Annotated in this window: 23 protein-coding genes and 2 pseudogenes; 13 read left to right on the forward strand and 12 right to left on the reverse strand. The window is 35.4% G+C overall.

Annotated features, from left to right (window positions below):
- Nucleotides 1-188: 188 nt before the first annotated feature.
- Nucleotides 189-1,424, forward strand: coding sequence for a dicarboxylate/amino acid:cation symporter (locus AABL52_RS19920; RefSeq protein ID WP_000814820.1), 1,236 nt, complete (start codon nucleotides 189-191; stop codon nucleotides 1,422-1,424).
- A 22-nt stretch (nucleotides 1,425-1,446) separates the two neighbouring features.
- On the opposite strand, the gene AABL52_RS19925 is transcribed toward AABL52_RS19920, so the two are convergent.
- Both AABL52_RS19925 and AABL52_RS19930 read right to left on the reverse strand, forming a co-directional pair.
- Entirely contained in the window at nucleotides 1,447-1,602 is a 156-nt protein-coding gene (locus AABL52_RS19925; RefSeq protein WP_000184927.1) for a hypothetical protein, read from the reverse strand.
- A 136-nt stretch (nucleotides 1,603-1,738) separates the two neighbouring features.
- On the reverse strand, nucleotides 1,739-2,158 hold the full coding sequence (locus AABL52_RS19930) for a MarR family winged helix-turn-helix transcriptional regulator (protein WP_000081442.1): 420 nt from the start codon (nucleotides 2,156-2,158) through the stop codon (nucleotides 1,739-1,741).
- A gap of 162 nt (nucleotides 2,159-2,320) precedes the next feature.
- On the opposite strand from AABL52_RS19930, the gene AABL52_RS19935 reads away from it, so the two are divergent.
- Both AABL52_RS19935 and AABL52_RS19940 read left to right on the forward strand, forming a co-directional pair.
- On the forward strand, nucleotides 2,321-2,752 hold the full coding sequence (locus tag AABL52_RS19935) for a YrvL family regulatory protein (RefSeq protein ID WP_341518256.1): 432 nt from the start codon (nucleotides 2,321-2,323) through the stop codon (nucleotides 2,750-2,752).
- A 33-nt stretch (nucleotides 2,753-2,785) separates the two neighbouring features.
- Nucleotides 2,786-3,373, forward strand: coding sequence for a thioredoxin family protein (locus tag AABL52_RS19940; RefSeq protein ID WP_097845712.1), 588 nt, complete (start codon nucleotides 2,786-2,788; stop codon nucleotides 3,371-3,373).
- A 29-nt stretch (nucleotides 3,374-3,402) separates the two neighbouring features.
- Here the strand turns inward: AABL52_RS19940 and uppP are convergent, their stop codons facing one another.
- Entirely contained in the window at nucleotides 3,403-4,197 is a 795-nt protein-coding gene (gene uppP, locus AABL52_RS19945; RefSeq protein WP_087979915.1) for a bacitracin resistance undecaprenyl-diphosphatase, read from the reverse strand.
- Nucleotides 4,198-4,377: 180 nt separating this feature from the next.
- Here uppP and AABL52_RS19950 point away from each other — a divergent pair, with 180 nt between their 5' ends.
- The 3 genes from AABL52_RS19950 to AABL52_RS19960 all read left to right on the forward strand — a co-directional run bounded on the left by AABL52_RS19950 (nucleotide 4,378) and on the right by AABL52_RS19960 (nucleotide 6,154).
- Complete coding sequence (locus AABL52_RS19950; RefSeq protein WP_341518257.1) at nucleotides 4,378-5,742, forward strand: MATE family efflux transporter; 1,365 nt, start codon at nucleotides 4,378-4,380, stop codon at nucleotides 5,740-5,742.
- A 70-nt stretch (nucleotides 5,743-5,812) separates the two neighbouring features.
- Nucleotides 5,813-5,986, forward strand: a complete 174-nt coding sequence (locus AABL52_RS19955; protein ID WP_341518258.1) for a 2-isopropylmalate synthase — start codon at nucleotides 5,813-5,815, stop codon at nucleotides 5,984-5,986.
- A gap of 18 nt (nucleotides 5,987-6,004) precedes the next feature.
- Nucleotides 6,005-6,154 (forward strand): hypothetical protein, encoded by a 150-nt coding sequence (locus AABL52_RS19960; protein WP_341518259.1) that lies wholly within the window; start codon nucleotides 6,005-6,007, stop codon nucleotides 6,152-6,154.
- A 63-nt stretch (nucleotides 6,155-6,217) separates the two neighbouring features.
- Here the strand turns inward: AABL52_RS19960 and AABL52_RS19965 are convergent, their stop codons facing one another.
- Entirely contained in the window at nucleotides 6,218-6,715 is a 498-nt protein-coding gene (locus AABL52_RS19965) for a biotin transporter BioY (protein WP_341518260.1), read from the reverse strand.
- 105 nt (nucleotides 6,716-6,820) lie between these two features.
- Between AABL52_RS19965 and AABL52_RS19970 the strand changes: the two genes are divergently transcribed.
- Nucleotides 6,821-7,723 carry an aminoglycoside phosphotransferase family protein gene (locus tag AABL52_RS19970; RefSeq protein ID WP_000382056.1) on the forward strand — a complete coding sequence of 301 codons (903 nt, stop codon included), beginning with the start codon at nucleotides 6,821-6,823 and terminating at the stop codon, nucleotides 7,721-7,723.
- A 2-nt stretch (nucleotides 7,724-7,725) separates the two neighbouring features.
- Here the strand turns inward: AABL52_RS19970 and AABL52_RS19975 are convergent, their stop codons facing one another.
- From AABL52_RS19975 to AABL52_RS19995, 5 genes are all read right to left on the reverse strand, one after another.
- The gene (locus AABL52_RS19975) at nucleotides 7,726-7,887 is read right to left on the reverse strand and encodes a hypothetical protein (protein WP_000651007.1); all 162 of its coding nucleotides are present in this window, start codon (nucleotides 7,885-7,887) and stop codon (nucleotides 7,726-7,728) included.
- 251 nt (nucleotides 7,888-8,138) lie between these two features.
- A complete protein-coding gene (locus AABL52_RS19980; protein WP_341518261.1) occupies nucleotides 8,139-8,912 on the reverse strand; it encodes a hypothetical protein in 774 nt (257 codons plus the stop codon).
- Between the two features lie 24 nt (nucleotides 8,913-8,936).
- Nucleotides 8,937-9,383 carry a flavodoxin gene (locus AABL52_RS19985; protein WP_341518262.1) on the reverse strand — a complete coding sequence of 149 codons (447 nt, stop codon included), beginning with the start codon at nucleotides 9,381-9,383 and terminating at the stop codon, nucleotides 8,937-8,939.
- A complete protein-coding gene (locus tag AABL52_RS19990; protein WP_000929011.1) occupies nucleotides 9,376-9,552 on the reverse strand; it encodes a hypothetical protein in 177 nt (58 codons plus the stop codon). Before AABL52_RS19990 ends, AABL52_RS19985 begins: the two co-directional genes overlap by 8 nt.
- 226 nt (nucleotides 9,553-9,778) lie before the next feature.
- Entirely contained in the window at nucleotides 9,779-10,948 is a 1,170-nt protein-coding gene (locus tag AABL52_RS19995) for an amidohydrolase (protein ID WP_000827665.1), read from the reverse strand.
- Between the two features lie 336 nt (nucleotides 10,949-11,284).
- Between AABL52_RS19995 and AABL52_RS20000 the strand changes: the two genes are divergently transcribed.
- From AABL52_RS20000 to dltD, 5 genes are all read left to right on the forward strand, one after another.
- Nucleotides 11,285-11,431 carry a teichoic acid D-Ala incorporation-associated protein DltX gene (locus tag AABL52_RS20000; RefSeq protein ID WP_000440293.1) on the forward strand — a complete coding sequence of 49 codons (147 nt, stop codon included), beginning with the start codon at nucleotides 11,285-11,287 and terminating at the stop codon, nucleotides 11,429-11,431.
- A gap of 12 nt (nucleotides 11,432-11,443) precedes the next feature.
- Nucleotides 11,444-12,958, forward strand: coding sequence for a D-alanine--poly(phosphoribitol) ligase subunit DltA (gene dltA / locus AABL52_RS20005; RefSeq protein ID WP_000770525.1), 1,515 nt, complete (start codon nucleotides 11,444-11,446; stop codon nucleotides 12,956-12,958).
- Nucleotides 12,955-14,121 carry a D-alanyl-lipoteichoic acid biosynthesis protein DltB gene (dltB, locus tag AABL52_RS20010; RefSeq protein WP_048544963.1) on the forward strand — a complete coding sequence of 389 codons (1,167 nt, stop codon included), beginning with the start codon at nucleotides 12,955-12,957 and terminating at the stop codon, nucleotides 14,119-14,121. Before dltA ends, dltB begins: the two co-directional genes overlap by 4 nt.
- 68 nt (nucleotides 14,122-14,189) lie before the next feature.
- On the forward strand, nucleotides 14,190-14,429 hold the full coding sequence (dltC, locus tag AABL52_RS20015) for a D-alanine--poly(phosphoribitol) ligase subunit DltC (RefSeq protein WP_000807310.1): 240 nt from the start codon (nucleotides 14,190-14,192) through the stop codon (nucleotides 14,427-14,429).
- Nucleotides 14,426-15,601, forward strand: coding sequence for a D-alanyl-lipoteichoic acid biosynthesis protein DltD (gene dltD / locus AABL52_RS20020; protein ID WP_048544965.1), 1,176 nt, complete (start codon nucleotides 14,426-14,428; stop codon nucleotides 15,599-15,601). The genes dltC and dltD overlap by 4 nt, the downstream gene beginning before the upstream one ends.
- Before the next feature lie 17 nt (nucleotides 15,602-15,618).
- Here the strand turns inward: dltD and AABL52_RS20025 are convergent, their stop codons facing one another.
- The 3 genes and pseudogenes from AABL52_RS20025 to AABL52_RS20035 all read right to left on the reverse strand — a co-directional run bounded on the left by AABL52_RS20025 (nucleotide 15,619) and on the right by AABL52_RS20035 (nucleotide 18,622).
- Nucleotides 15,619-16,713 carry an NAD(P)H-dependent flavin oxidoreductase gene (locus AABL52_RS20025; RefSeq protein WP_098873015.1) on the reverse strand — a complete coding sequence of 365 codons (1,095 nt, stop codon included), beginning with the start codon at nucleotides 16,711-16,713 and terminating at the stop codon, nucleotides 15,619-15,621.
- A gap of 157 nt (nucleotides 16,714-16,870) precedes the next feature.
- A pseudogene (locus AABL52_RS20030) lies at nucleotides 16,871-18,026 on the reverse strand (RNA-guided endonuclease InsQ/TnpB family protein).
- A pseudogene (locus AABL52_RS20035) lies at nucleotides 18,023-18,622 on the reverse strand (IS607 family transposase). Before AABL52_RS20035 ends, AABL52_RS20030 begins: the two co-directional pseudogenes overlap by 4 nt.
- A 164-nt stretch (nucleotides 18,623-18,786) precedes the next feature.
- Here AABL52_RS20035 and AABL52_RS20040 point away from each other — a divergent pair.
- Nucleotides 18,787-19,707 carry a S66 peptidase family protein gene (locus AABL52_RS20040; protein WP_341518263.1) on the forward strand — a complete coding sequence of 307 codons (921 nt, stop codon included), beginning with the start codon at nucleotides 18,787-18,789 and terminating at the stop codon, nucleotides 19,705-19,707.
- Nucleotides 19,708-19,721 lie beyond the last annotated feature (14 nt).

Here is a 19,721-nt window from a genome sequence, read left to right on the forward strand (position 1 = left end):
CCATCCTATGTGATGGTCTATTTTGTTTTCTAACTAGATTTCCCAACTTTTTTGCTCACTTTAGCAAAAACAATCTATATTTAAATAGATATTTCTATACAAAATATTCAGAAAATATTGTCAAATTAGGTAGTTTTTCGGTACAATTAATATAGAAAGTAATTTCACAAAAATAAGGGGGGGTTTTATTGAAACAAACAAAAGCAATCTTAATTGCATTATTTCTCGGTTTAGTTGTCGGACTCACTTTAAATTTAGCTGCACCATCCATTTTTGAACCATTAAATCAATATGTGTTTAATCCACTTGGTCAATTGTTTATTCGACTCATTAAAATGCTAGTTGTTCCTGTTGTGTTCATTTCTATCGTGCTTGGAGCTGCTGGGCTTGGAGACCCGAAACAACTTGGAAGAATCGGCTTAAAATCCATTTCATTCTTTCTTGTCACTACAGCCGTTGCCATCACTATTGCAGTTACATTTGCACTGATTATAAAACCAGGATCTGGCGGTAATTTTAAAACCGAAGGGCTTAAATATGAAGGGGCAAAAACCGAAACATCTTTCGTCGATACATTGCTAAATATCGTACCAGATAATCCAGCAAAAGCGATGGCTGATGGAAACATGTTACAAATTATTGCCTTTGCCGTATTAATCGGACTCGGTATAGCTATTTTAGGAAAACGAGTCCAAGGTATCCATTCATTACTTGAACAGGGCAACGAATTAATGATGTATCTTGTTAATCTCGTTATGAAATTAGCTCCAATCGGAACATTTGGATTGCTCGCTTCATCCGTTGGTAAAATGGGTCTTGCAGGCGTCGCTGCGATGTTCAAGTATATGATTGTCGTTATGCTAGTACTTATAATTCACGGCGTCTTCGTCTATGGCGGATTATTAAAGGTATTAGCAAAAGAAAGCATTGTCCGTTTCTTTAAACATTTCGGACCAGTAATGGCAATTGGATTTAGTACATCTAGCTCTAATGCATCTCTTCCGTTTGCGATGAAAACAGCACAAGAAAAACTTGGCGTTCCAAAAGCGATAAGTTCTTTTGTACAACCACTAGGTGCAACTATCAATATGGATGGTACTGCCATTATGCAAGGTGTAGCAACTGTGTTTATTGCTCAAGTATACGGTGTTGAGCTTACTATTTCCCAATTAGCTGTCGTCGTATTAACTGCTGTACTAGCTAGTATCGGTACTGCCGGTGTACCAGGTGTTGGACTTGTAATGCTTACGATGGTATTAAATCAAGTAAATCTACCAGTAGAAGGTATTGCCTTAATTATCGGTATTGACCGCATTCTAGATATGTCACGAACAGCTGTAAATATTTCTGGTGATGCAATTTGCGCAATGATTGTCGCAAAATCAGAAGAAAAATATAATACGGATCAATCTGCAGCATCTTAAATCAAAAAAGGAGTGAAAAGATTCACTCCTTTTTTGATTTACTTCCTTTTTTCGAACGATATTCTTTCCCTTTGTTATCATTACCAGTCTCAAATTCCGCACTAAACTCTTGCTGAAATTGCCCTGATTCTGGTGAGCCTTGATTTCCGCTCCCTTTACTACCATTTCGATTTGTCATATTTCTGCCCCCTTCCTTTACTAGTAGTATGTTACATATTTTCTTTTTTATAATCTTTTACATAAGAAAGAAGACCTTCCTCATATAAGGAAGGTCTTCTTCTTTTCTACGTAAGCGTTTTCTTAATTATAATGAATTAAATAAGTTTTTTAGAAATAGATATCATTATATTCATTTCTTCTTCTGAAAGTGCAGAGAATCTTTCTTGTAAATATTTCTTTTTCTCACCTTCCATTTTCGCAACCAAATCTTTTCCTTGCTCTGTAATCTCTAAATATACAACTCTGCGATCTGATGTAGAACGTGAACGGGTTACAAAACCTTTATTAATTAATTTTTCTGTAACAGCTGTAATATGACTATTCGATACATTTAATTCGTTAGCTACACGTGATACCATTTCTTTATTCGTACGGTTCAATATTCTAAGGACGATGAACTCATTCCACGGTATGTAACCACCAAATATTTTTCCAATATCATTACGCAACGTGCGGAACATAGCAAAAACATTTGTCGATAGTTCTTCCATTAATTGCTCTCGATTTTGAGACAACTTTGACAGCCCCTTTTATTTCATTTAGTTAAATAAAAACCTTATTAATAATTTTACATGAAATCTTACTTTTTGTCACCTTATTTTCCCATAATTCGTAGTTTTTTAATAGATATTCCATGATACAATAAAATTAATTTTCCAGAAAAAGAAGATGGGGTAATGAGTGAAGAAGACGAATTTTCTAATCTCAATCTAAAAGATAAGACTATAATTATTGGTTTTGTTATTCTGCTTCTCATTATATTTTTTGCATTTATATTCTTTGTATATGTAGGAATCTTTCATATTACAGGTATTGAGTATAGATCACGAACTGCTTTACTTCTATTTTTTTTATTAATCACTTTCTTAGACGGTATTACATTCTTTATCTTCGGTTTCCTCAAGGCGTTGCTATATCCAATGACGAAAAACATGCCAAATTGGCTGGCTATTACGCTTTTTGCAATCATTGAAATTACGTTAGATTGGTTCGTCATTCATACTGCCGACGATTGGATAGAGAACGTACAACTGTCCAACATTGCTGAATTATGTGTCGTACTATTCTTTTTCCTATTAAATAAATTATTAAGCCACAAGAAAGAGTAAGAATACAAGCTTTTCTATATAAAAATTGGTACAATGAAAACAAATCATACTAAAGAGGTGTTACTTATGAACTTGCAACAATGGGCTGATAAAGGTATGTCCTTTGATACATATGTGAATGAAATGAAAGTAAATCAATACGAGTTACTACACATTTACAATAACTTTTTAATTCCAAATGAATTACTTCCTGTATTAGAAGAACGCCAAAATGATGGCTGGCGTGTTATCGTATTAACAGCTGATTGGTGTGGTGACGCTCTTTTATGCGTACCTGTTATGAAACGAATTTCTGAAGTTGCAAATATTGATATGAGATTATTAATTCGCGATGAAAACTTAGAATTAATGGATCAATATTTAACAAATGGAACAGCACGTGCCATTCCAATCTTTATTTTCATTGATAAAGATGGAAATGAACAAGCCGTTTGGGGACCACGCGCTCCGAAAGTACAAGAATTAGTAACTTCAATGCGCGCTACATTGCCTGAAAAAGAAGATCCAACATTCGAAGAGAAACAAAAAGAAATGTACGCTAATTTCCGTGCCACATTAGCTGATGATACTGCTCTTTGGGAACATGTAATGGAAAGCATGATGGAAAAAGTAGTAAAATAAAAAAACTGCCGAACTCGGCAGTTTTTTTATTACATAATGAAGAAGAAATAGAATACCGCAGCTAAAATGAAACGGTAGTAAGCGAACGGTGTTAGTTTTACACGAGCTAATAATTTTAAGAATGAAACAATTGCAAGCATCGCAACAACGAACGCTGTAATGAATCCTGTTGCAAATAATGGAATATCAGCCGTACTTAATATATCCCAGCTTTTAATTAAATCTAAACCACTTGCAGCTACCATCATTGGTACTGCTAAAATGAATGTATATTCAGCCGCCGCTGTATGCGAAACGCGAGCTAATAAACCACCACTTATTGTAGATCCAGAACGAGAAAATCCTGGCCAAAGCGCTAAACATTGGAACATTCCAATTGTAAATGCTTGCTTATATGTGATTTCATCTAATGTTCTTGCTGTACTTGGTTTCGAAAACTTTTCAGCAACAATCATTAAAATACCACCAGCCACTAAGCTAATGACAACTGGGCCTGGCCCAAATAAAACTTCTTTAATCGCACTATGGAACAATACGCCAAGTACGCCGGCAGGAATCATCCCTATAATAATATGTAATAAATTTAACGATGGTCCGTCTGTTACTTTCCCTATACCTACTAAAGACCATAGACGCTTCCAAAATATAACAACAACCGCTAAAATCGATCCCAATTGAATAACAACTTCGAAAACTTTCGCTCTCTCATCGTCAAATCCAAGTAAATGACCTGTTAAAATCATATGTCCTGTTGATGAAACTGGTAAAAACTCTGTTAAACCTTCAACAGCGCCCATGATTATTCCAATTAACCAATCAGCCACGAGTAGTGCCTCCTTAATAACGAATATGTAATTTTTCACACCTTATCATAATACCTTATCCCTTTTCAAAGTGCATCCTTTTTTTATTGATTCCATATGTTCTAGGCGCGTATTTCTTTTCTATTTTTTAATTAAATTGTATGATAGTGAGGGTTTGTTTTTATGCGGAAAGGGGCTTTTATGAAAGAAACTAATTCATTCTCACAAAAATTAAAGCAATTTGTATTACTATTTTTCCCGATTTTCGTAACACAAATGTCATTATTTGCAATGAGCTTTTTTGATACGACAATGTCAGGGCACGCGAGTCCTATTGATTTAGCGGGTGTTGCTATCGGAACAAGTATATGGCTTCCCGTTAGTACCGGATTAACAGGAATTTTGATGGCTACTACTCCAATTGTTGCTCAGCTCGTTGGATCAAAGAAAAAAGAGGATGTTCCCCAAGTTGTCATACAAGCAGTATATTTAGCAATTTGTGCTAGTTTCGTGGTCATCCTTATCGGTTTCTTCGCTGTTTCACCTATTTTAAACGGCATGGGCCTGGAAGAACCTGTAGAACGTATTGCGGCACAATTTTTAAGTATTATCGCAATTGGAATTATCCCTTTATTTACTTACACTGTTTTACGTGGATTTATTGATGCATTAGGAAAAACTCGCACAACGATGATTATTACATTACTATCATTACCAATTAACGTAGTATTAAATTATGTATTAATTTTCGGTCATTTCGGTTTCCCAAAACTCGGTGGTGTCGGAGCAGCAATTGCTTCTGCAGCAACCTATTGGTGCATTTTAATTATTACCGTTATTATTATTCGTACGAAAGAGCCTTTCACATCTTTCCATATCTTTAAACAATTATATCGTCCTTCTCTTTCGAGTTGGAAGGAGTTCTTACAACTTGGCGTCCCTATCGGATTTGCTATCTTTTTTGAAACGAGTATTTTTGCTGCAGTAACACTTATGATGAGTAACTTTAGTACGACAACAATCGCAGCTCATCAAGCAGCTATGAACTTCGCTTCCTTGTTATATATGACTCCTTTAAGTTTAGCAATGGCAATGACCATCGCTGTTGGATTCGAAGTTGGAGCGAAACGATATAATAACGCAAAACAATATGGATTTATCGGGATTGGCTTAGCACTTGCATTTGCCCTATTATATTCAATTCTTCTCTACTTCTTTGATGATGAAATTGCTTCTATTTATACGACAGATATACAAGTTCATCATTTAGCAAAAGAATTTCTTATATTTGCGATTTTATTTCAAATTTCAGATGCAATTGCAACTCCTGTACAAGGGGCACTACGTGGTTATAAAGACGTAAATGTTTCCTTAATTATGACATTAATCGCTTATTGGGTAATAGGCCTCCCTCTCGGTTACATATTAGCAACGTATACTGACTGGGCAGCAAAAGGATATTGGATTGGTCTTATTATCGGTCTAGCATTTGGTGCTATCTTCCTTCTTGTCCGTCTCTTTCAAGTTCAAAGAAAATATACAACAAAAAAACACCGCTCACGATAGAGGGGCGGTTTTCTTTATGCATATTTTTTCTTTGAACGTATAACATAATGAAAAAGAAAGGTGGATACATATGGACGAAAAAGAAAAAAAGCAATCATTCGATGAAGAATTCGCCCCTGAAATTTCACCTGGATATCGACAAGATATACATAAGCCACCTAAAAATAAAAACACTTCTTTTTTAATGGGTATTACCATTTTCGCTGCAGTACTACTTGTGCTTATCATTTTTGTTTATTTTTAAGGAAAGGTGACATATTATATGAAGAAACAAAATTCCAATCGGTCGAACAGAACTGTAAAAACAGAAAAAGGATATGTAGGTGATTCTGTTCTTACTCAGAAACAAGTCGAACAAGGAAATTTATACATTGCTCAAAAAGAACTTGGACAACAAAATGAAAACCTTTAAAATCCCTCAAAGAACTGGGGGATTTTTTTATCGGCTATTTGTGGCACTCATTTATGTTTCAATTTATTGTACATACTGCTTTTGTTCTAACACCTTAAATATATTATTAACCTTTACAATTTTCATTTCATAATTCAATTTCATTTCGCTTCTCTTACCATTCTCAGTACCCGCAACGTACGCTACAGTTTGATAGAGAAAGCTTTCATCCGTCACTTCACGTATGTCCTCGTTTATAAATTTATACTCTAAATCTCGAAAACGATTTGGATAATAATTTTCTATTAATTGGTCATATCCTCTATTTGAAAATATTTCTTCACCTTTTCGTTTCACATCTTCTTTATTAATAAACTCAAACACTGATAGTTGCTCTGTCACAAAATGTTCTCCTACCTTTTTCATTTCATTATGAGTCAAAGTTTCTATACTTTTGTTCTGTAATCCCTTATTTAATCCGTACTGATTAATCGGTTTATAGCTAGCAAAAACCTCCTCTTTATATGACCAAAACAATCCAAAAGCGATACATAAAGAAGTAATTAGTATTCTTTTCTTCATAACAATCCCGCTCCCTCTTCATAATGATAGTTATATTTTAACATATAGAAAGAAAATTCTGATATCATAGACTAGAATAAGTTAACTTAGAAACGAGGAACAATTATGGACACATACAAACAATATATAAAAGAAGCCTTGCCTAATCTTTCTATACATTCCTTTAAACAAAATGAAGAAGGGTGGGATAATGTAGCAGTTATCGTAAATGATGAGCTACTGTTTCGGTTCCCTCGAAAACAGGAATATGCAATGCGCATTCCGTTAGAAAAAGAACTATGCACACTTCTCTCTTATTCACTACATGAAATTGAGGTTCCAAAGTACCACCTATTCTATAAAAAGGATACTGATACTATTCCGCTTTGCAGTTACTATACTCTCATTCATGGTGAACCGTTAAAAACAGAAATAGTTACTACACTAGAAAAACAAGAACGGAAAGCACTTATTACACAATTAGCTACCTTCCTTGCAACCCTACATAGTATTCCTTTAAAACAAGGTACAACGTTAGGACTCCCTGTTGAAAAAACACTTACCTACTGGAAAGAGCTACAAACTAAGTTAAATCAGTATGTTACTAATAGTCTTACTTCGTTACAGAAATCATCTTTAAATCGGTTATTCGAGAATTTCTTTACTTTTATCGATACAACCACTTTTCAAAATACAATTATTCACGCTGATTTTACACATCATCACATTTTATTTAATAAGCAGAACAAAAATATTTCAGGGATTATCGATTTTGGTGATGCTCAAATTGGCGATCCTGCTTTTGATTTTGCTGGGCTATATTATGATTTCGGACATGATTTTACCACATCTGTATATGAACAATACAGCACACTTATTTCTCACCATGACCCATTACTCATTCACCGCATCACGAGTTTTTATCAATACAGCCCTTTACTACATAATATTGTTTATAACTTTGAAACAAAGGATGAACTTGAATTCCTAGCGGGTACAGAACAACTGAAAGTAATACTACAGGGATGAGATTACATTCTCTCCCTATACTCTCTCTCCTCATACATCATTAACTTTTTATCCATTTCAACAATAACTTGATACAGTTGAAATGCTTGTAAAATTTGCAGTTGAATTCCAAAAGGAGCATTCTGTTCTTTTAACCATTGAAATACTTTCATTTCATCTTTCATTGATTATTCCTCCCTTTATCCCGCTTTAATGGGCAGTAAGACCCCCACCTCCAAATTCAGCGAAAGCAAAGAAGTTAGGCGGGGGATCAACTGCCCATTAAAGTCCGATTGGTTCAACTAATAATCAGTAGGGGATGAAGAAAACCCCCACTGATTAAAGTTTCACTTTATTAAAATCTGCTACAAATATACGGTAAATGATGAAAAGCTTTTCATGTCAATAACAAAAAAAGGATGCAACATTGCATCCTTTAATGTACGATATTTTTCTTCTGCTTCGCTTCCTTCTTTACTTCTTCCCCTTGGCATTCGCTACGAAATGCACAACTTATACACTCAGAACGAAAATGACGCTCTGTATAATGCTCCGGTTGCTGCAACATTTCTTTCATTCTAGATAAATCAGCCATTCCAGTTATAATATCTTCCTGTTTCGGAATGTACTCATACTTAGTTCCTTCTATTAAATTAATTACTTCAATTTTTCCTGGAAGAATGCCGAAAGCTTTATAACTGAATACTGTCATTAACTTTTGACAAAGAGCAAGCATTTCCTCATCCGCATCGACAACATACTTTTTAATTACAAACGACTCAGTACTCCACTCACCAACTTCTAATGTCAATGACATGTGGACACCTAACTCTTCCATATATGTTTGAAATTTTTCATATAAAAATAACGGCGGTGTCTGACTATCATCTCTTTCAACAAACTGTAATAAATGATCCGTTAACTTCGCTAACACAATATAATACTCCGTCTTTGAAGCAAACATATTAATCCTTACTTTTTTCCAATACTTTTCTATTAATATTAAAAGTACGATTTTAGTTTGTTGGCCCGCAGGTAGTGTGTAATATTCGTTAATAATTCGATTCACAATCATTTGTGCGATTTGTTGCCATTCAAACGAAGAAGGTTCTCTTCTTTTTATATGACGGAAATAAAATTTGTGCGGACAACGCATAAAATCATACAAATGATACTCTGTCATCGTTTTGATTGCGATTTTCTCATGCACTTGCTCTTCATCTCCCTTCTGCCATTAAGAAAGGTGTTTTACAAATTCAGCTCCAAACTGTAAACATTTTTCTACATCTTCATCTTCTGGCGTTAATTCTACTTTTAGTCCTTCTAACACAACTGCTGCCCCGCGTTCTTGTAGCTTTTCTATTAAAATGTCAACCGCCACGCCGTATTTCGGATACGCCGAATCACATGATCCGAATACTGCCGATTTTTTCCCAGTTAAATCAATAGAATCCATTGCGTCATAAAAATCTAAGAAATCATCAGGAAGGTCACCATCTCCCCAAGTGTAAGCACCTAAAATAATCCCATCATACTGTTCTAGTATAGAAGCTTCTGGTGAATCCATAATATCGATAACTTCAATTTCATTTTCTGTTTCACGAATGGCACCGGCAATATGATCAGCCATTTCCTCTGTATTTCCACTCATACTTGCAAAAATCATTACTAACTTACTCAACTGTATCTCTCCTTTTACCTTGTATCTCTTTTTCTGTTGGAAGTGTACTCTTCTCATCTACATATTCAGAACGAATTACATTTCTTTGCCATTCCATATGCTGATCAACATCTTTATTTTTATCTTTTAATCCCCTCCGCAGAAGGTGAAATTTTTTTCTCATTAACATGTCGCATCCACCCTATTGATAATAATTATCAATTTCAACTACCCTTAGATTAATTGACGATGATTATCAATGTCAATAACTATTTTTAAAAAAATGATGAAAATGTACAAGCTTGTCCGTTAGCTATTCATATACTATAAATGAGCATAGTTCTTTCTCAGCCCTCTCTGACGGAAAGAAATAAAAGCAACTGCGATAGAGCGCAGTTGCCTTTTTTTATACTTTTTTATGATTTTAGTAGTCTTATCGCTGTCTCTAGAAATAATTCCACTCCATAAATTAAAGCTGATTCATCTACATCAAATTTTGGATGATGATGCGGATAACAAGTACCTACCTTTTCATTCCCCGTCCCCAATTTAATGAAGCAACCCGGTGCCTTTCTTAAATATGCTGAAAAATCTTCTCCTCCCATAGAGGGTTCAAGCTTCACAACACGCTTATTCCCAAACAAATGTAGTGCACTTTCTTCTACTACTTTCGTAATATATCCATCATTAATAACCGGATCATATCCATATCGATACGTATATGTATACTCCCCTCCATGCGCCTTTGTAATGCCTTTCACGATTTGCTCAATTTTCTCTTCTGCTTCCACCCTTAACGCTTGATTAAAAGAGCGCACAGTTCCCATTAAAGTTGCTGCACTAGGAATAATATTATCAGCCATTCCCCCATGAAACTGCGTAACTGAAACAACTCTTTGCATGAAAGCACTTGTATTTCTTGATACGATATGTTGTAAATTTGTAATAATCTGTGCTCCGATAGCAATAGGATCTATCGTTTCTTCTGGCCTCGCCGCATGCCCTCCTTTCCCTTGAATTTCAACTGTAAATACGTCCGGTGCCGCCATCATCGGCCCATACGCAATTCCTATCTTCCCGCTCTCAAGTCCTGACATAACATGTAAACCTATTACATAATCCACACCATCCATCACGCCTGCCTTAACCATTTCTTGTCCGCCCCCAGGATACACCTCTTCTGCGTGCTGAAAGAAGAGACGAATCTCACCTGCAAAATCTTCCTTTATATGTGATAGCACTTCTGCTGTACTTAACAAAATAGCGGCGTGAGCATCATGTCCACATGCATGCATCACTCCCTTATTCGCAGACGTATAAGATTTCCTTGTCTCCTCTTGAATTGGCAAAGCATCTATATCAGCTCGAATCGCAACTACTTTCCCTTGTTCCGTTCCTCTTTTAATTGCTAGTACACTATACTTCGTCGGTCTCGTTACTTCAAAAGAAGAAAATGAGCATAATGTATCATATATAAATTGCGAAGTTTCTTTTTCATGAAATGATAATTCCGGATGTTTATGAAAATACCGTCTCCATTTAATAATGTTTTCTTCTGAAATAAAATCCTTCCACATCCTCTTCATCAGAAATTCCCCCTTTTACGAAACTTTAACAATCCATACATTAACTATGAAAAACTCAAAAATTCAAACAAATATTACATTCCTATTCATTCTCCCAGACCACTTTTATACATTCACACAATCCACTTCCTATTTACATATCAAACCCATTACAAATTGGTGCTGAATGTAATATAATTGCTAAGTTAGGGATTTTCTTTTTTAGTATTTAGTGCTAATATCAGAAAAGAGCCTTTTGACTTATTTTTACCTAAAATGTGGAATTTTGTTTTTTTCACAATAATGTAGGACATGATACCTACAAAGAGCTATTATTTCATTAAGAGAGGGAAAGACATGGAAAGATTAAAAGAGATATGGTCTCGACCACTCACACAATGGGTTGCAAAGACGGTTTATTACCTTGCAATTTTATTTGCATTACTTTGGTTGTATGGATTCCATGATACAAACACAAGTACATTTATTTACAATGAATTCTAGGGTGGGAACGTTATGAAGTTATTAGAACAAATTGAAAAGTGGGCTATTGAAACGCCTGATCAAACTGCTTTTGTTTGGCGAGATGCGAAAATTACGTACAAACAATTAAAGGAAGATTCTGATGCGTTAGCACATTGGATTTCTTCTGAGTATCCAGATGATCGTTCACCAATTATGGTGTATGGCCATATGCAACCTGAAATGATTATTAACTTTTTAGGATGTGTAAAAGCTGGACATGCTTATATTCCTGTAGATTTATCTATCCCAGCTGATCGTGTACAACGTATCGCTGAAAATTCTGGTGCGAAACTACTTTTATCAGGAACAGAAGTAACTGTAACTGATTTACCAGTTCGCATTGTAAGTGAAGACAACTTAAAAGATATTTTCTTTACTCATAAAGGGAACACTCCAAATCCTGAACATGCGGTAAAAGGTGATGAGAACTTCTACATTATTTACACATCAGGAAGCACAGGTAATCCGAAAGGGGTTCAGATTACTTATAACTGCCTTGTAAGCTTTACAAAATGGGCTGTAGAAGATTTCAACTTACAAACAGGGCAAGTATTCTTAAACCAAGCACCTTTCTCATTCGATTTATCTGTCATGGATATTTACCCATCATTAGTAACAGGTGGTACACTTTGGGCAATCGATAAAGATATGATTGCACGTCCAAAAGACTTGTTTGCTTCTTTAGAGCAATCGGATATACAAGTATGGACTTCAACACCATCTTTCGCAGAAATGTGTTTAATGGAAGCATCTTTCTCTGAGAGTATGCTACCAAACATGAAAACATTCTTATTCTGCGGTGAAGTGTTACCAAACGAAGTGGCTAGAAAATTAATTGAGCGTTTCCCGAAAGCGACAATTATGAATACGTACGGTCCAACAGAAGCTACTGTCGCTGTAACAGGTATTCACGTTACAGAAGAAGTGCTTGATCAATACAAATCACTTCCAGTTGGCTACTGTAAATCAGACTGCCGCCTTCTTATTATGAAAGAAGATGGCACGATTGCACCTGATGGTGAAAAAGGTGAAATCGTAATTGTCGGTCCAAGCGTAAGTGTTGGATATTTAGGAAGCCCTGAATTAACAGAAAAAGCATTTACTATGATTGACGGTGAGCGCGCCTATAAAACAGGCGATGCTGGCTATGTTGAAAATGGTCTTCTATTCTATAATGGTCGTCTTGATTTCCAAATTAAGCTGCATGGTTATCGAATGGAATTAGAAGAAATTGAGCATCACCTTCGTGCGTGTTCTTACGTAGAAGGCGCAGTTATCGTTCCAATTAAAAAAGGTGAGAAATACGATTATTTATTAGCGGTTGTTGTTCCTGGAGAACATTCATTTGAAAAAGAATTCAAATTAACATCTGCAATTAAAAAAGAACTCAATGAGCGATTACCAAACTACATGATTCCACGTAAATTCATGTATCAATCTTCTATTCCAATGACACCAAATGGAAAGGTAGATCGCAAAAAATTATTGAGTGAGGTTACAGCATGACCGCATATGGATCATTTTATTTTTTCGCTATAGTGGGCATTTTATTAATACCTACTATCATAGCTGGATTAAAAGGTAAAATGTTGCGTAAATATAATGCCGTTTTAACATTAGTCATGATTGCTATTATCTTCTCGGATAAACCGAAGCAAGCGATTATGTTAGCCGTATTTATTATTTGGCAATATGCCCTGATTAAAGGCTATTTAATTTTAAGAAAACAAAATAATAGTACATTCATGTTTTGTATAGCTGTTATTTTATCGATTTTGCCACTTATTTTGGCAAAGGTCGCACCATTTGTACCTGAATTACATTTTATTGTTTTCGCAGGTATGTCTTACGTAACATTTAGAGCTGTACAAATGGTCTTTGAAGTTCGTGATAATTTAATTAAAGAACTTTCCTTCTTTAATTTCTGGGAGTTTGTTTTATTCTTCCCTGCGATTTCAAGTGGGCCTATCGATCGTTACCGTAGATTCCAAAAAGATATCCAAAAGCCACCTAGTGCTGAGGAATATCAAAAATTACTATATACAGGGCTTAACCGTATTTTCCAAGGTTTTCTGTATAAGTTTATAATCGCGCACTTGATAACAACATATCTTGTTAAGGCAGTATTCGCCAATCAAGATACACTTTTATCTAATGTGATTTTTATGTACGCTACTAGCATGCAATTATTCTTTGACTTTGCAGGTTATAGTGCGTTCGTAATTGGTATCAGTTACATGATGGGAATTAAAACGCCAGAAAACTTTAATAAGCCATTCCTTAGTCGTAACATTAAAGACTTCTGGAACCGCTGGCACATGAGTTTATCATTCTGGTTCCGTGATTTTATTTACATGCGTTTCGTCTTTTTTGCAACGAAGAAAAAGTTAATCAAGAACCGTTACACAATTTCGTATATCGGTGCCTTTTTAAACTTCTTCATTATGGGAATTTGGCACATCCAAGGAAGCGCCATTGCGCAGTATGTTATTTATGGTCTCTATCATGCCGCACTGTTTATTTTATTCGATATTTTCGAACGAAAAAACAAGAAGCATAAGTTTTGGCCAAACAATAAATTTACACACGTCCTTGCGATTGTAATTACGTTCCACGTTGTATGTTTCGGTTTCCTAATTTTCTCTGGACACCTTAACAGATACTTTTAATGCACCCTTCTTATACTAATAAGAAGTTGCACATATAATATATTTCGGATATAAAGGAGATTTTAAAAATGGCAGAATTCAAAGAGCAAGTATTAGATATTTTAGAAGAAGTATGTGAAAACGATATTGTGAAAGAAAACTTAGATGTTCAATTATTTGAAGAAGGTATTCTTGATTCTTTCGCTGTAGTATCTTTATTAGTTGAATTCCAAGAGCGTTTAGATATTGAAGTTTCTATTTCTGATTTTGACCGTGACGAGTGGGCTACACCAAACATGGTTATTAAGAAGTTGGAAGAAATCCGATGAACAAAGCAAAATTTGGTCCGATGCTTTTAGCATTGGCCCTTTTTGCTGTATTCTTACTTATTCCAACGCGCTTCCTACTTCCACTTTTAAGTGATGAAAAAGTAGAACAAGCTGCCACTTCTTTAAAAGAAGAAAAGATTCAAAGTATGATTTTACAGCAAAAGATGTTAGCAGACCCGAAATACCTTCCGATGTACGGTTCATCGGAATTTGCACGTATGGATGCTTTCCATCCATCAAATTATTTCAAAGTAAAGCCTGAAGGGTTCACACCATTCCTTCTTGGACGCGGAGGAACACAAGACCTTGTACATGTGTTAAACTTTGCATCTACAATGGATCAATTGAAAGATAAGAAAATGGTATTCGTTCTTTCTCCTCAATGGTTTGTACCACAAGGTATTGATGAAACACACTTTGCACCTAACTTTTCGAAACAACAAGGCTATCACTTGCTTTTCAATGATGACTTAAAGCCTGAAATGAAAAAGCAAATTGCAAAACGTTTATTAAACTTTGAGATCGTTAAGAAAGAAACTTTACTAAAAATTTCGCTTGAAGGTATCGTTTATGATGATACAAAGCATAAAGTAAAAGCACTTGCTGCTAAACCTTTCGCTTATATTTATCGTAACATTTTAGATCGTAAAGATTTATTTACAGCAATGTTTGATATTAAACCGCATAAAGAAAAACTTGACCCTTCATTAAAACAAATGAATTGGGAAGAAGCTCGTAAACATGCAGATCAAACTGGTGCAGTAGAATCAGGTTCTAACGAATACGGTATCGAAGATGATTACTTCAACAGCAAGATTAAGAAGAAATTAAAGCAACGTGAAGGCTACTTAAAAAATGATGCTTATGATCAATCGCCAGAATATGAAGATTTACAAATTGTACTTGATTTACTAAAACAATCTGGTGCAAAACCACTCTTCATTTCTGTTCCTGTAAAAGGTCCTTGGTACGATTACGCTGGCTTCCCGAAAGAACGTCGCGAATTATACTACAAGAAAGTTCATGAGCAAATTGAGAAAGCTGGCTATCCAATTGCCGACTTCTCAAATCATGAGTATGATAAATACTTCTTAAAAGATCATATGCACTTAGGTTGGAAAGGCTGGGTTTATATCGATGAAGCCATCCAACAATTTTATAAAGCAAACTAATGAAAAGACCGCTTGAATTATTCAAGTGGTCTTTTTCTATATACATTTTGTAATTGTTCGATTACATTCTCTGCTTCTTTCATAACTCGCTCCACTACATGCTGAGCTGATTCTATTCGTGCTAATGATGACGCTTGCCCTGCCCAAAGCGACATGTATTCTCCTTTATTATGCTTTGCTGCTTCTTGGCGTATTTTAGAAGTTAATACATTTTGCACTGGATACATCGGAAGCCCTTCTTCATGCCCTTCATGCTTCTCTATGAATTCATTACGAATACCTCGTGCATATTTCCCGGAAAACGCACGGGTCACAGTTGTACTCGTATCTGTACTATGTAAAACTGCTTCTTTATACACATCATGCGTAATACTTTCTTCACTCGTTAAAAAGGCTGATCCCATTTGAACAGCTTCTGCCCCCAGTGTAAATGCCGCAACAAGCCCTTGCCCGTTCATTACACCACCTGCTGCAACAATTGGTATATGCGGGACTGCTGCTACTAACTGCGGAATTAATGCGAATGTCCCAATCATAGCGTCCTGTTCTTTCCCGATAAACGTTCCTCTATGTCCTCCTGCCTCGCTACCTTGACCGACAATAATGTCTACTCCTAATTCAGCAAGCACTTTTGCCTCTCTCACATGAGTAGCTGTTCCGATGACTTTTATTCCTCTTCTTTTTAAGTCATCTATTTCTTCTTTTTCTAACGTTTGAAATGCAAAGCTAACGACTGGCACGTTTTCTTCTACTAACACTTGTAATTGTTCTTTATAACTTTTTGGAAGCTTTAGCTGCTCTTCTTCCTCTATACCGAATTCTCTATTCACTCCGCTAAGTAATCCCTTTGCCAAGGTTACCTTCTCTTCTTCTATCTGTATCTCTTTCGTTAACAGTAAATTAACACCGAAAGGCTTATCCGTTCGTTCCCTTATTTTATAAATTGCGTCACGAATTTGTTCAGGGCTCATATAACCTGCTCCAAGCGTTCCTAGTCCTCCGCTATTACTTACAGCTGCAACAAGCTCAGGCGTCGTAATTGCACCTGCCATACCTGCTTGAATGATTGGATACTTAATTTGTAATAGATCTATTACACGACTTGTAAACATCATTTCTCCTGCTACTAAAAATATAGACAAATGTATATTCTTAGAGTATTCCTGCTTCTACGTGCCCTGCCTCGCTAATCACTTGCTACTACAGTTTGCTGTGACACTCCACAGGCGTAAATTCCGATGTAGCCCACCGTACATATATACAATCTATTTACGTTAGTATTGTATATTTTTTTGCTTGTAAAAGGTTGATAGATGCATTTAAATCTCTATCCATTACATTTCCACAATCACATGTATATACTCGGTCAGACAGCTTTAAATCCGACTTTTTTGACCGCAACATGAACATATTTTAGAAGATGGATAGAACCTGTCCGCTTGCCGTAGTTCAATTCCATATTCCCTACATTTCGTTGATAGCCATGTTTTAAAAGTATAAAAACATTGTTGCGCTACAGCTTTAGATAGATGTTTGTTCTTCATCATACCTTTCACATTCAAATCTTCTACTGTAATAAACGTTGGCTTGGTTTTCACCACATCATTTACAATAGACTTTACATACGCTAATCGGATATTTACTAGCCTAGCATGTAGTTTTTGCACCCTAAGAATGTTTTTATCTATATTCGCTCTTTTATTAGTAACAGGTTGTTCACCTCGCTTTCTTATATTTTCAAATTTGCGTGATAAAGAGCGTTGTTCACGTTTTAACCGTTTTTCTATCTTTTTTACTTGTACTGTTTTATTTATATTTTTGTGAGTTTTTCCATCGCTACGTACAGCGAAGTCTTTAATTCCCAAATCAATTCCTAGACCTACTGCATTGAGAATTGAATTTGGTTTTACCTCTTTCACTTCACAGAGTATAGACACATAGTATCTCCCTGCTCTTTGATATACTGTACCACTTTTTACAGTTGTATTTTTTGAAATATATCCATACTCTTTTAACCTTATCCAACCAATTGTAGGGACTTTTACTCTATGTCTTTCTACTGTCCAATCTGTTTTGTTGTTTTTCGGAAAGTAGCACTTCACATCTTGCTTCTTCTTTTTTTATATCGTGGAAACTTAGATAAACCTTTAAAAAATCGCTTAAAAGCTTTATCTCCATTCATAATCGCTTGTTTTACCGCTTTGCTCGACACTTCTTTAATCCACTGGTCACACTCTTTTGTATGAATGTTGTTTAGCCATTTGGAAAAGTCATAGCCACTAAGAAATTTCCCCTCCGACTCATATGCCTCTTTATTTTTAGAGATATACAGGTTATATACATATCGACACACCCCAATAGTTTGACGGATTTTACTAACTTGTTCAGTTGTCGGTTTGATTTCTATTAAATATGCTCTTTTCATAAGTCTTCATCCTCCGACATTTTCTTTTTGTATTTTCTCAACCCATATATTCTACAACTAAATACATGAATGATAGATATTAAATCCTGAACAAGTTCTTCTTGAGGAGATAGTTTATTATTGTTAACAATAATAATTTTCACCCCCATTTTACGAAGAAACTTTTCAAACCAATCATATCCAAAACGTACAAATCTATCTTTGTGTGCAATGATGATAGTCGAAATATTTCTTTCCATACAACTGTCAATCAGTTTATTCCACTGTTTTCTTTTGTAGTTTAATCCGCTACCAATATCTGTGATAACTTCATCTACAATCATCCTTCGTGCATTTGCGAATGCTTTTAAAAACTCAACCTGATTTTCTAAATCATCTTTCTGACCTGGATTTGATACTCTTGTGTAAATAACTACTTTGCCTACTTTATTTTCTTCTTGAATACCCATATATTCCTTATACTGTTCTTCTGTATAGTATCATCTTCCTTTTTGGTTTCGGTAAGCAGTTAAAACACCTTGATTGTCCCACCTTTGCAATGTCTTAACAGAGACATTAAGCATTTCTGAAAATTCTTTTGGTTTATATTGTTTCATAATTACTTTTTATTATATATGCCTACTTTTGTCTATGTTTTTGTTTACTGTTTCTTTCTCCCATTCCCCTTATATCTTCTTTATTTGACAAACTTTCCCCTTCTTTTACAAGGGTTGAACTTCCTATGAAGCGAATATATTGAAAGTGAAGGAGGCTGAAAACGATGATTTATCCAAATGCGTTACAACAAGGTGATACAGTAATGGTTATTGCACCGTCCGGTCCACCAACAATTGAAAGTGTATTAAAAGGTGTAAATGTATTACAAGAGATGGGTTTATCTGTAGTAATCGGGAAGAGTGTTTATGAGAAGTATGGATATTTAGCTGGAAGTGATCAGGTTCGCCTTGATGATATACATGAAGCATTTTCCAATCATGAAGTAAAAGCCATTTTCTGTGCACGGGGTGGTTACGGAAGTGCTCGTCTCCTCCCTCACATTCAATATGAAATCATTAGGCAAAATCCAAAAATCTTTTGGGGATATAGCGATATTACAGCTTTACATACGGCCTTTTCACGTTATGCAAAGCTCATTACTTTTCATGGCCCAATGGTTGAAGAATTAGGAAAAGGTGTAGATTCTCTCTCTTTATCTTCTTTCAATCAACTATTCCATCCGTATTCCACCATCTTATCTGCTTCAGAATGTATCGTACCTACCTCTCCCTGTACAGTTACAGGCACATTAGCGGGAGGAAATTTAGCTGTGTTAACGAGTATAATTGGCTCACCTTATGAGATAGATACGGCGAATAAACTTTTGTTGCTTGAAGACATTGGGGAAGAACCGTATCGTATTGACCGTATGTTAAATCAGCTACTTTTATCTGGAAAGTTTAATGAATGCAGCGGTGTTATTTTTACAAGTTGTCATGACTGCACTCCTTCTAAACCATCTCAATCATTACAAACAATATTATATGAATATTTCGCACCATATCATATACCTGTTCTATTCGGTTTACCGATTGGACATATAAGTCCAAACATCGGCATTCCTCTTGGAGCTACAGCGACAATAAATACAAATAATAAAACACTCTCTATTTCTTCTGGCGTAGCCAATCCGTATTCAAATTAAAAAGGAAAAGCGAT

Source organism: Bacillus paramobilis (assembly GCF_038096195.1).
Classification (GTDB): Bacteria; Bacillota; Bacilli; order Bacillales; family Bacillaceae_G; genus Bacillus_A; species Bacillus_A mobilis.